Source organism: Paraburkholderia sp. Tr-20389 (assembly GCF_017104565.1).
Classification (GTDB): domain Bacteria; phylum Pseudomonadota; class Gammaproteobacteria; order Burkholderiales; family Burkholderiaceae; genus Paraburkholderia.
Window position 1 is genome coordinate 1 of sequence record NZ_JAAGPD010000033.1, and the last position, 11,721, is coordinate 11,721.

Sequence of the window (11,721 nt, forward strand, 5' to 3'; positions counted from 1 at the left end):
ATCCCGAACAGGACCGTGAAACGACTCCACGCCGATGATAGTGCGGATTGCCCGTGTGAAAGTAGGTAATCGTCAGGCTCCTTACCCAGTCCAAGACCCCGCCCTCAAAAGCGGGGTCTTGGCGTTTCTGGGCGTGAAGTTTCACACGCCAACCGCATCCGCTGTCGAACGGCTCAAGAAGCCAAACACCTAAGAAACCACAACCGTAAACTCGATCCCCGACTCGAAATTCAGCGTCGTGCTCGAAAAGCGCGGATTGTCGTCGAGATATTGCTTGTATGGCCGCACAGCATCTTCGGCTGTGTACATGTTGTCGGCGAGTACGATGGATCCGGGGCGCAGCAGATGTTCAATCCGCTTGAACAGATTCAGATACGTGTTCGCCCACACATCGATGAACACCATATCGAACGTGCCGTCCAGTTCGGAGACCGTCCGGAACACGTCGCCTTCCCGCAGATCGACATAAGCATGTACACCCGCCGCCCGGACATGAGCACGAAGGCGTGCGCACTTCGCGGCATCGAGCTCCGTCGCGACGACAGCACCGCTACCCAACGTTCGAAGCGCCTCTGCGAAATACAGGGTGGAAACGCCGCAAGAACTACCCAGTTCGAGAATGCGAGCCGGCTTGTGCGACAGTACCATGTTGTGCAAAAACCGCCCCGTTTCCTCGGACACGGCCAACGACATGGCCGTGCCCTGGGAGGACTCGAAGTCTTCGGTAGATAGCCCGAGCGTTTCAAGAAACCGTCCGCGCAGTCGTGGTGCGAGCGTGTCGTATTCCTCCGCAAGCGTTAGAAGCGCCTCGTTCGATCCATCAAACTGCGCCCGCACGCGCGCCATCACTTCCGTTTGACTCTGTTCATGCAGCCGACGTAGAAGCACCGTAGCCGTGGATGTCATACATTCCCCGTTAAACCAGATCATCTAAACAAGCGGAAAGTTACAACTCATTCACCGGAGCGCGGCGTCGAGCGCGATTGCCATGCTGCCTGGAAGCGCTCGCGTTCCTCCGGCGTCATGGCCTCCCACTTGCGCCAATGCCGCCGCCCGCGCCAACCACCGTGTCCGCGGAAACCGCCAAACAGGATTCTGCTCAGCACCAGCAAGCCGAGTGCATGTGCGAAATCGATCGCGCGCGCGCCGACGAATAGCGCCGGCATCACCCAGTTCCATAGCGACATCACGGCAAAACCGAGCACGCCGATACCGACCAGCACGAGCAGGATTTTCCCCACACATCTGATTCGAAATTTCATCCATTCACTCCTTCAAATATCCAGTTCTTCATAAGCGGTCTGCAACCGCGCCCGCAGATGCAAGACTGCATAGCGTTTTCGCGCGAGTAGCGTATTGAGCGTGACGCCGGTTTCGGCAGCCATGTCCTTGAAGCTCCGCCCTTCCAGTTCGTGAGCGACGAACACTTCGCGCTGATTCCGCGGCAACTCATCGAGTGCATCCTGCAAGGCCTTGAGCAACACGGTGCGGGCATACAGCGCTTCGGGACCTGCATCGTGCGCCGGTAAAGCGAGATCGAGCCGATACTCGCCGCTCGCGTCGTCATCGATTCCGGACAGATCCGTCAACGGCTGTTCCTTCTTCTTCCGATAACGGTCGATGATGCGATTGCGCGCGGCACGAAACAGCCACGCGCTCGCCTGTTCGATCGGAGCGGGAAGGCGATAGGCCTGCACGAATTCGTGAAAGACGTCCTGCAGGACGTCTTCCGCATCGTCGGGATCGCGAATGCGGCGCCGGATGAAATTGACGAGCCTCGAGCGCTCACGCACCACGGTGGCGGTGATGTCGCTGTCCCGATCGTTCATCGTGTCCGAGGTGGGTGGCGGTTCCATGAGGCTGAAGACGTTTCAGAAGCTCGGATATTGTGCGCAGCTTCAAAAAATATCGTCGCCAGCAAAAGACGAAGCCTCATTGCTCCCGCGATGCTGGATAAGCGGCCCGGCAGAGCGACATGACGACACTACGCAGCCAGCGATGCGCCGGGTCCGCGTCGACGCGTGGATGCCACATCGCGGAGATCGTGAATGCGGGTGTCTTGACGGGAAGGTCGAAGGCCTGGAGACCCAACCCGGCCGCGTGATCGCCGGCCAATGCGTTGCCGAGAGAGGACTGCGGCACGAGCGCGACCAGATCAGAGTGACGCGCTATTCGCATGGCATCTGGAAAGCCCGGTACGACAACGGCGATTTCGCGCCGCAATCCAAGCTTATCCAGGGCTTCGTCGACAGGCCCTGTGAAGTCCCCTCTACGCGAAGCGACGACGTGTTTGCAGGCAGCGTATCGCTCGGGTGTCATGCGCTCCCCGGCGAGCAACGGATGGCCTGCCCGAACGACGCCGACGAACCGGTCATGGAATAGAACTTCCGTGCACATCTCCGGTGCGGACGTTTCGATCAAGCCGATTTCCAGGTCGATCATGCCTTCGCGCAACGGACCGGCATCCTTGTTCGGCTTCGCTGCAAAACACAGGCGCACGCGCGGCGCAGCCTCGGCGATGGCGGCCCACAATGGAACGGAAAAGAACTCGATAAATGCTTCGCTTGCGCGGATCGTGAAGCTCAGATCGAGCGATGCGACGTCGAGCTGCCCGCTTTGCGGCCGAAGCATTGCCTGCGCATCGCGGGTCAGTTCATGAACGCGATCGCGCAGCGCAGCGGCATACGGTGTCGGCACGAGTCCGCGTCCTGCACGCACGAGCAGCGGGTCGCCCGTTGCCGCTCGCAAGCGCGCGAGCGTGCGGCTCATCGCAGACGAACTCAATCCAAGGCGATGCGCCGCACGTGTCACGCTGCCTTCGGCAAGCAACACGTCCAATGCGACGAGGAGATTCAGATCCACATTGTCCATACTTCCAGCATAACGCAACGATTCGCGAGACATGGCGTCGTGTGCAACTATCGATTGAGTTTGCTGCGTCTTGTGCATGCTGTATGCGTGTGACACGATCGCAAATCGAACACGTCATTGAAGGATGAAAGCGTCATGTCGACAGCATCTACTCCACGCACGATCCTGCTGATCGGTGCGTCGCGCGGTCTTGGCCACGCGATGGCCTGCGAGTTTCTGAAGAAAGGCTGGAACGTGGTCGGCACGGTTCGCGGAGGAACGACACGGACCTTGCTGCACGATCTGGCTGACGAGTACCGCGGCCGGGTCGAGATCGAAGTGCTCGACATCTGCGAGCCGGATCAACTTGCCGCGCTGAAGCAACGGTTGTCGGGCCGGAGCTTCGACATCCTGTTCGTCAACGCGGGCACCACCAACAGCGACCCGACGCAAACCATCGGCGAAGTGTCGACCGAAGATTTCATGCACGTGATGCTCACCAACGCGCTGAGTCCGATGCGCGTCGTCGAGTCGCTGGAATCGAATGTCTCGTCGACGGGGATCATCGGCGTGATGTCGTCGGGGCAGGGAAGCGTCAGCAACAACGAGTCGGGTCAGCGCGAAGTGTATCGGGGCAGCAAGGCCGCGCTGAACATGTTCATGCGCAGCTTCGCGGCGCGGCACGCTGCGTCGTCGCGCGCAATGGTGCTGATGGCGCCGGGCTGGGTCCGCACGGAACTCGGTGGGCCGGAAGGACGCTTGAGCATCGAGGAAAGCGTGCCGAGCCTCGTGGACGTCCTGCTATCGAAGCAAGGCACGCCCGGCCTGCAATATGTCGACTATCTCGGCCGCACGGTGCCGTGGTAGACGGCGCGTGCTTTAGAAAATCTAAATCATCCATCACTCTCAGGCCACTATTCTTCGCTTTTTTGAGTTCATATGCTTGACCCGTCATCGACGAACGGGCCGCGCATCCGTTCTTTTTCTAACCGGCGCCGTAGGGCGGACTCATGGTCCTCGAACCGCGGCGATGTTCTCAGACGGGAATGCTCATGAAGAAGACACTGGTTTGCCTCGCGCTATTGTGCGCAGCGCTGTCCACCCACGCCAAGGAATTGACCGAGCTTCGATTCGGTGTCGATCCGACTTATGCGCCGTTCGAATCGAAGGCGCCGGACGGCAAACTCGTCGGCTTCGAAATCGATCTAGGCAACGAAATCTGCCGGCGTCTGCATACGAAATGCGTGTGGGTCGAAACGGCATTCGACGGCATTATTCCCGCTTTGCAAGGGCGCAAGTTCGACGCGATTCTGTCCGCGATGTCCGTCACGCCGAAACGCGAAACGCAGGTCGCATTCTCGACATCGCTGTTCAACACACCAAGCAGTTTGATCGGACGAGCGGGCGCCAACATTTTGCCGTCGGTCGATTCTCTGAAGGGCAAGAACATCGGCGTTGCGCAAGGCTCGACCCAGGAAGCGTACGCTAATGCCTACTGGGCACCCGCGGGCGTCAACGTGGTCTCGTATGGCAATCAGGAGCTGGTCTACACCGATCTCCGCGCGGGCCGGCTCGATGCGACCTTGACCGATATGATCTCAGGCAGCGAAGGCTTTCTGAAAACGCCGCAGGGAAAGGGCTACGCGTTTCTCGGCTCGCCCGTCAATGATCCGAAGACGCTCGGTAAAGGCGCCGCCATCGGTTTGCGCAAGGACGATGCGGCACTGCGCACGATGATCAACCAGGCTATCAGCGACATGATCAAGGATGGCACGTACAAGCAGATCGAACGCCGCTATTTCGATTTCGACGTGCTGAACGGTTGAATGATTGAACGCGGCGCGAGCGATGCGCGCCGCGACATCACGGAGGAGACATGCAGCAAGACATCGACGCGCGCATCGAACGCGCGCTGACGCCCGAACTGATCGCGGATTTCCGTCGCGACGGTGCGGTCTGCATTCGCGGCATTTTCACGGACGACGACGTTGCGCTGCTGCGCGAAGGTATCGAGCGGAACCTCGCGCAGCCAAGTCCGCGCGCCAAAGTGGCGAGCCGTCCCGACGATCCGGGCTGGTTCTTCGAAGACTTCTGCAACTGGCAGGATAACGACGCGTATCGGCGTTTCATCGGCGAGTCGGCGGCGCCTGCGGTAGCGGGCGCGTTGATCGGCTGCGAGACGGTGCGGCTCTATCACGACCATCTGCTCGTGAAGGAACCGAATACGCGTCAGCGCACGCCATGGCATCAGGATCAGCCGTATTACAACATCGCCGGCTCGCAGAACGTCAGCATGTGGATCCCCGTCGATCCCGTCGCGCGCGAATCGACGCTCGAATTCGTCGCGGGCTCGCATCTCGGCCCGTGGCTGATGCCGCGCACGTTCATGGATAACGAAGCGAAGTGGTTTCCCGAAGGGAGCCTGGCCGACCTGCCCGATATCGAAGCGGACCGTGCTGCGTATCCGATCGTCGGCTGGGCGCTCGAACCCGGCGACATGGTGTGCTTCAACATGCTGACCTTGCACGCGTCAGGCGGTGTGGGCGGCAACACGCGGCGCCGTGCATTCTCGGTCCGCTTCATCGGCGACGACATTCGCCATGCGCCGCGGCGCTGGCGCACATCGCCTGACTTTCCTGGTCTCGATGCGGCGTTGCCCGAAGGCGCGCCGATGGATCATCCGCTGTTTCCCGTGCTCTGGCGCGCAAGCTGAACACACACCGCGCCGCGCGCTTCACGCAATCACATTCAGCATCGTGTCGTTGAGCTGTTGTTGTTCTTTGCCGCGCATCACGAGCCAGCGATGAAAACTACGGCAATGCGGCTTGTCGAACGTGTTCGGCTTCCATGTGAGGAAATACGGCCACGGCAATGACAGGCCGAGCGCGAATGGCATGACGAGGCGGCCTGCGGCGAGATCGTCGCAGACCATCGAGCTTTGCGCGAGCACGAAGCCATAGCCGTCGATTGCCGCTTGTATCGCGACGCTCGACAACGAGAACACCTGACGGTTCTCGTTCAGCGCGCTGCAATCGACATCATTGGCGACCAGCCACTCGCGCCATGAAGGCGGCGACGCGAACTTGGGCCGCCAGTCCACCGAGATCAGCGGATAGCCGAGGATATCCGCCGGCGTGGCGAGCGGCGCGCCCGCTGCGAGCAGGCGCGGACTGCACACGGGCACCACGCAATCGCGGAACAGCTCGACCGAATTCTCGACGTTCGCAATGCGTTCGCCATAGCTGATGCGAAAGTCGATGTCGTAGCCATCCGGCGACGGCTCCGTATGCGTGCCGTCGAGGTACACGCTCAGATCGGCATGCTGGCTCTGCCATTCGAGCATGCGCGGCGCGAGCCACTTCGAGAGCAGCGAAGGCAATGCGCTGACGCTGAGATTGCGCATGTTCTTCGCGCGTTCAATTTCCGCGTGCGCGACACGCAGGCTTTCAAACGCCGCAGCGCAGCTCTCGTGGTACTGACGTCCGATCGCCGTCAGACGCAGCCGCTTGCCGTCCTTTTCCGTGAGGTGCAGACCGAGTGTGTCTTCGAGCAGCTTGATCTGCTGGCTCACCGCGCCCGCCGAGATGCCGAGCCTGCGCGCCGCTTCCGTGACGCCGCCGCATCGGCCGACTGCTTCGAAGACCTGAAGTGCGCGCAAGGGAGGAAAGCTGTTCGTCGTCATCGTAGGGTGGGGAAGGGTCGACGATTTAGAAACTCTAAACGAACAGCCAGAGTTTGACATCTGTTCTTTTGCGATTTGGCTTTTTATCCTGTGCTGCAGACTGGGCAGGCGCGGATGCCTGAATGCAACGCATGGACGAAGCGAAACGGGACAACGGAGGCAGTGCAATGTTTCTGAGGAATGCATGGTACGTCGCAGCATGGGACGCAGAGGTGACGCACGCGTTGATGTCCGTGACGATCCTCGGCGAACCTGTCGTGCTGTATCGACGCGAGGACGGCACGCCCGTCGCGCTCGAAGATGCGTGTCCGCATCGCAAACTGCCGTTGTCGATGGGACGGCTGATCGGCGATCACGTCGAATGCGGCTATCACGGCCTCACGTTCGACTGCGAAGGCGCGTGCGTGCGCGCGCCAGGCAGTCCACGGATTCCGCCCGCCGCGAAGGTGCGCAGCTATCCGCTGGCCGAGCGCTACGGTCTGCTCTGGATCTGGATGGGCAATGCGGAAGACGCGGACGCCTCGACGATCGTGCAGATCGATGAATGGGGCGATCCTGCATGGGGCGTGAATCGCGGCGATGCGATGACGGTTGCCTGTCACTACCTGTACGTGACGGACAACCTGCTCGACCCTTCGCATGTCGCATGGGTGCATCCGTCGTCGTTCGGCAATGCCGCGTGTGAAGCCGAGCCGCTGAAGACGGAAGTCGCTGCCGATGGCGTCACCGTTTCGCGCTGGATGCACGATGTGGACGTCGCGCCGTTCTATGCGCAGTTCGTTCGCTTTGAGGGACGCTGCGACCGCAAGCAGCATTACGAGGTGCGCTTTCCGTCTCACGCGATCATCAAGGCGATCTTCACGCCTGCGGGAACGGGCGGTGACGATGCGCCGCTTCATCCCGATGTGTTCCTGATGAACTCGTATAACTTCATGACGCCCGTCGACGATTCGAACACGCGCTACTACTGGTTTCAAACGCGCAACTTCGCGCCGGACGACGAGCAGGTGTCGCGCCAGTTCGACGCGGACGTGCGCCACGCTTTCGAAGAAGACCGCGTCGTGTTGACGGCGGTTCACGCGGGCATGAAGAACGCGCGCACGCCGAACATCGATCTCGCGATCGATGCGGGACCGCTGCGTTTCCGTCGCGCGCTCGCGCAGATGATCGAGCGAGAGCAGCAGGCGCCTGTGTACGTCGTTAGCCGGCAGCGTGCGGGGCATTGACATGAATGTCGTCGCTGAGCGGGCACCGCGTGTAGAGCGTGGCGCAGCGCCGGGTTTCAGGCGCTTTCGCGTGACCGGACGCAAGCAGGAAAGCGAATCGATCGTTTCGTTCGAACTCGTTCCCGCCGATGGCGTTGCGCTGCCGTCGTTTCTCGCGGGACAGTACGTCACGCTGCGTCTGCCGCTGTCGCCGGCAGAGACGCTGTTGCGCACTTACAGTCTGTCGGGCGACCCCGCCGACGCGACGCGCTGGCGCATCTCGGTCAAGCGTGAGTCCGCACGCGACGGCGCGCCAGCGGGACGCGGATCGGCGTATCTGCACGAGCACGTCTGCGTCGGCGACGAACTCGAACTGGCTGGACCGTCGGGCGCTTTCGTGTGTGGCGACGACACGGCGCGGCCTGTCGTGCTGATGAGCGGCGGCGTCGGGTTGACGCCGCTCGTCAGCATGCTGCACCGGTTGCGCGCGATGGACGGCGCGCGTCGCGTTCACTTCATTCACGCTTGCGAGAACGGGGCTGTGCACGCGTTTCGTCACGAAGTCGAGCAAGTCGCGGCCGCGCATCCTGACGTGCTCGCACACTTCTGCTATCGGCAGCCTTCGGAGCAGGATCGAATTGCGCGGCATTTCCATAGCGAAGGTCTGCTATCGCGCGAGACCTTGCAGAGCCTGTTGCCGCTCGACGACTACGAGGTCTATTTATGCGGCCCGCCCGCGTTCATGCAGGCGAACTGGGGTTTGCTGCGCAACCTGGGCGTCGCGCGTGAACGCATCCACTATGAGTTCTTCGGGCCTGCAGCCGTGCTCGAGCAGGACGCGGACGTTGCGTCGGCGCGCGTACCTCCGGCTCGCATCGAATCGGCGGCGATGCACACGACAACGGTTCGTTTCAGCCCGCAAGGCGAGCCCGTCGCATGGGATCCCGCGTGCGGATCGCTGCTGGAGTTTGCCGAGCAGAACGGCTATGAACCTGCATTCAGCTGCCGTATCGGCATTTGCAATACGTGCGTGATGCGCCTCGTCGACGGTGATGTGGAATACACGGAGACACCGCTCGAAACGCCCCCGGAAGGAACAGTCTTGCTATGCTGCGCGAAGCCGTCGGGAAACGTGACGTTGGCGCTATCCGATGACGCAGACATGTTTGATCATCCGAGGACTTCATGAAGATCGGCTTTCCCGTCGAACCCGATTTCGACACGCTACGCAATCATTTCCTGCACGCGGCGCAAACGGCCGGCGCGCGCGTGACGACTTTCGCGCATCCGCTGAAAGGGCCGAACGGCGAAGCGCTCGCGACGGACGTTGCATGGCTCGGCAACCCGGACGCACGCCATGTGCTGATGATGCTGTCCGGCACGCACGGCGTCGAGGGCTACTACGGCTCGACGTGCCAGACGCAATGGCTGCATGAACTGGCGGTGCAACGCCTGCCCGACGATGTCGCCGTGCTGATGGTGCATCTGATCAACCCGTGGGGCACTGCGTGGGTGCGGCGCGTGAACGAAGACAATGTCGACCTGAATCGCAATTTCGTCGACTTCGATGCAGCGCTGCCCGTCAATCCGCGCTACGAAGCGCTGCATGAAATCTACACCTGCCGCGATATCGACGGTCCGCAACGGCAGCACGCCGATGCGCTGCTGGCGAAGCAGGTCGAGGCGCTGGGCTGGACGGAAGTGCAGGCGATCGTGGGCACCGGGCAGTACCTGCATGCCGATGGACTCTTCTACGGCGGACAGCAGGCCACGTGGTCGAACCGCACGTTGCGCGACATTGCCGAACGCTTTCTCAAGCCGGCTCAGGTTGCCATCGCGTTCGACCTGCATACGGGTGCGGGCGCGTTCGGCCATCCGATGCTGATGTCGATCACGCAATCGGCTTATCCCGGTCTCGCCGATGCGCAGCGCCTGTACGGTCCGTGGCTCTATACGCTGTTCACGCATGCGGATGCGGCGGTGAGCGAGACGGGCGTCGTCGCGAGGTCGACGGGCTACACGTCGCAGGCGTTGCTGAACGCGCTGCCCGACACGCATCTGCTGCAGCTCGTCATCGAATGCGGCACCTATCCGGAAGCGCCGATGCACACCGCGCTACGCAACGATCATTGGCTGCATCTGTACGGCGATCCGCACGATGCACGCGGCCGCGCGATCAGCCGCGCGCTGTTCGACGCGTTCATGCCCGCCGACGAGGACTGGCGCGAACTGGTGTGGACGCGCACGCGGCAGATCTGGACGCGTGCGCTCAGTGCGTTGCCCGGTATCGTGCCCCCGCAACGCTGAGCGCCGGCAAATTCAGGCGGAGCGCGGCCGTGCGCACGACTCGCGCACGATCAGCGTCGCTTCGCATTCGATGCTTTGCGTGGCCGCTTCGCCATTGAGTTGTGCGATCAGCAGATCCGCCGTGCGTCTGCCGATCTCCGCGCTCGGCACCCGCACGGTCGTGATCGGGATGGGCAGTTCGGCCATCACTTCGAAATCGTCGAAGCCGATCAGGCTGAGATGGCCGGGCACGTCGTAGCCGGCCGCCATCGCTTCGAGCATCGCGCCCGTCGCGAACGATCCGTTGCCGCACACGATGGCTGTCGGCGGCTCGATCGGGGCCGCCATGATCTGGCCGAAGAGCTTGCGCCCTTCGTGCACGCCCCAATAACCCTCGGCCATATGCGCAGGATGGATCGCGATGCCATGTTCGGCCAGCGCGACCCGAACGCCTTCGCGACGCGCGGCGGCGCGGTCGTTGGTGTCGGCGTTCTGCGCGATCATCGCGATACGCCGATGGCCGAGATCGAGCAAATACTTCGTCGCGTCATAGAACGCACGATAGTTGTCGACGCCCACGCAGATCGAACGCTGCGATGATGCGAACGTGAAGGTGCTGACGCAAGGCACATCGCGTTGTTCGAGCAGCGGATAGAGATCGGGATGATGCCCTTCGCCCACCACGGCGATCGCATCGACGCCACGTTCGAGCATCTTGCGAACCTGCCGGTATTCGCGCTGCAGATCGTACTCGGAGCATCCGAGCAGCAGCGTGTAGCCCTTTTCTTCCAGTTCGTCCTGCAAGACCTGAATGGCGGTGGCGAAGTGCTCGTTGGCGAGCGTGGGGACGACGGCGCCGACGGTGCCCGTTCGCTGCGTGGCGAGCGCGCGCGCAGCGGCATGCGGCACCCAGCCGAGATGATCGATGGCGACCTGGATCCGCTCGCGCACGCTCGGCGAAACGATCTCCGGCGTGTTGATGAAGCGCGACACCGTCGCCTTCGACACACACGCAAGCTCCGCCACTTCGCGAAGCGTCGCGGTGCCGGGTCGGCTCGCTACGGATGGCGCGGCCGGCTGTTCATTTCGGGTGGGGCGCGCGGCCTTTGCCATATCGATTGCCGTAGTGTTTTCCGTTCCGATTATACCGGCCGGTTCATTGGGCAAACGCGTGGACAATCGCATGTGAAAACCGCGCACGGCACGCCGTTACTTCGACGAAAGCTTCTTCGCCCACTTCATGATGTGCCGGCCCGCCGCCACGACTTCGCCGCGCTGGTTCACGACTTCCATATCCGCCGTGCTGCGGCGCTTGTCCTCGTCGATTTCGGCGACCCTGTAGACCACCGTGACGGTATCGCCGAGCAGGACGGGACGAATGAAACGGATGCGGTCGTACCCGGCGGACACGGGGAATTCATCGATATCGGTGCGATGGATCACGTGCGCGATGCTGATCGTCGAGGCCGTCGACATGTAGCCGACCAGCAGCGCGCCATGCGCGATGCGCGTGCCGATCGACGACTTCTCCTGCATGTACTGCTCGTTGATGTGGGTGTCGCTGAAGTCGCCCGTCAACCCCGCGAATAGCGTCACGTCGGCTTCGCCGACCGTCTTGGCAAACCTGAATTCCTGCCCGATCTCCACGCCTTTGATGCTCATGCTCGATGCTCCTGAAAAAGCGGCTTCGCTGTCCGC

13 protein-coding genes are annotated in these 11,721 nt (G+C 62.0%); 6 read left to right on the plus strand and 7 right to left on the minus strand.

Translation table 11 applies throughout. The features are described 5' to 3' along the window. Positions 1-189 precede the first annotated feature (189 nt). The 4 genes from G3N95_RS26970 to G3N95_RS26985 all read right to left on the minus strand — a co-directional run bounded on the left by G3N95_RS26970 (position 190) and on the right by G3N95_RS26985 (position 2,871). A complete protein-coding gene (locus G3N95_RS26970) occupies positions 190-906 on the minus strand; it encodes a class I SAM-dependent methyltransferase (protein WP_205973252.1) in 717 nt (238 codons plus the stop codon). Between the two features lie 47 nt (positions 907-953). Continuing rightward, positions 954-1,262, minus strand: a complete 309-nt coding sequence (locus tag G3N95_RS26975) for a hypothetical protein (protein ID WP_205973135.1) — start codon at positions 1,260-1,262, stop codon at positions 954-956. A gap of 12 nt (positions 1,263-1,274) precedes the next feature. Continuing rightward, positions 1,275-1,856 carry a sigma-70 family RNA polymerase sigma factor gene (locus G3N95_RS26980; RefSeq protein ID WP_205973136.1) on the minus strand — a complete coding sequence of 194 codons (582 nt, stop codon included), beginning with the start codon at positions 1,854-1,856 and terminating at the stop codon, positions 1,275-1,277. A gap of 76 nt (positions 1,857-1,932) precedes the next feature. Then, complete coding sequence (locus G3N95_RS26985; RefSeq protein ID WP_205973137.1) at positions 1,933-2,871, minus strand: LysR family transcriptional regulator; 939 nt, start codon at positions 2,869-2,871, stop codon at positions 1,933-1,935. A 135-nt stretch (positions 2,872-3,006) separates the two neighbouring features. Here G3N95_RS26985 and G3N95_RS26990 point away from each other — a divergent pair, with 135 nt between their 5' ends. The 3 genes from G3N95_RS26990 (at position 3,007) to G3N95_RS27000 (ending at position 5,563) form a co-directional block, all read left to right on the plus strand. Then, positions 3,007-3,717 carry an SDR family NAD(P)-dependent oxidoreductase gene (locus G3N95_RS26990; protein WP_205973138.1) on the plus strand — a complete coding sequence of 237 codons (711 nt, stop codon included), beginning with the start codon at positions 3,007-3,009 and terminating at the stop codon, positions 3,715-3,717. A 185-nt stretch (positions 3,718-3,902) separates the two neighbouring features. Further along, positions 3,903-4,676 carry an ABC transporter substrate-binding protein gene (locus G3N95_RS26995; RefSeq protein ID WP_205973139.1) on the plus strand — a complete coding sequence of 258 codons (774 nt, stop codon included), beginning with the start codon at positions 3,903-3,905 and terminating at the stop codon, positions 4,674-4,676. Between the two features lie 50 nt (positions 4,677-4,726). Beyond that, complete coding sequence (locus G3N95_RS27000; RefSeq protein WP_205973140.1) at positions 4,727-5,563, plus strand: phytanoyl-CoA dioxygenase family protein; 837 nt, start codon at positions 4,727-4,729, stop codon at positions 5,561-5,563. A gap of 21 nt (positions 5,564-5,584) precedes the next feature. On the opposite strand, the gene G3N95_RS27005 is transcribed toward G3N95_RS27000, so the two are convergent. Then, complete coding sequence (locus G3N95_RS27005) at positions 5,585-6,532, minus strand: LysR substrate-binding domain-containing protein (protein ID WP_205973141.1); 948 nt, start codon at positions 6,530-6,532, stop codon at positions 5,585-5,587. Between the two features lie 167 nt (positions 6,533-6,699). Here G3N95_RS27005 and G3N95_RS27010 point away from each other — a divergent pair, with 167 nt between their 5' ends. The 3 genes from G3N95_RS27010 to G3N95_RS27020 are packed head-to-tail and all read left to right on the plus strand — an operon-like array spanning position 6,700 to position 10,044. After that, positions 6,700-7,758, plus strand: coding sequence for an aromatic ring-hydroxylating dioxygenase subunit alpha (locus G3N95_RS27010; protein WP_205973142.1), 1,059 nt, complete (start codon positions 6,700-6,702; stop codon positions 7,756-7,758). Between the two features lies 1 nt (position 7,759). Further along, positions 7,760-8,926 (plus strand): 2Fe-2S iron-sulfur cluster-binding protein, encoded by a 1,167-nt coding sequence (locus G3N95_RS27015; protein ID WP_205973143.1) that lies wholly within the window; start codon positions 7,760-7,762, stop codon positions 8,924-8,926. Continuing rightward, entirely contained in the window at positions 8,923-10,044 is a 1,122-nt protein-coding gene (locus G3N95_RS27020) for a DUF2817 domain-containing protein (RefSeq protein WP_205973144.1), read from the plus strand. Before G3N95_RS27015 ends, G3N95_RS27020 begins: the two co-directional genes overlap by 4 nt. Positions 10,045-10,056: 12 nt before the next feature. On the opposite strand, the gene G3N95_RS27025 is transcribed toward G3N95_RS27020, so the two are convergent. Both G3N95_RS27025 and G3N95_RS27030 read right to left on the minus strand, forming a co-directional pair. Continuing rightward, on the minus strand, positions 10,057-11,136 hold the full coding sequence (locus G3N95_RS27025) for a LacI family DNA-binding transcriptional regulator (RefSeq protein ID WP_205973145.1): 1,080 nt from the start codon (positions 11,134-11,136) through the stop codon (positions 10,057-10,059). A 96-nt stretch (positions 11,137-11,232) separates the two neighbouring features. Continuing rightward, the gene (locus tag G3N95_RS27030) at positions 11,233-11,685 is read right to left on the minus strand and encodes a MaoC/PaaZ C-terminal domain-containing protein (protein ID WP_205973146.1); all 453 of its coding nucleotides are present in this window, start codon (positions 11,683-11,685) and stop codon (positions 11,233-11,235) included. Between the last annotated feature and the right edge of the window lie 36 nt (positions 11,686-11,721).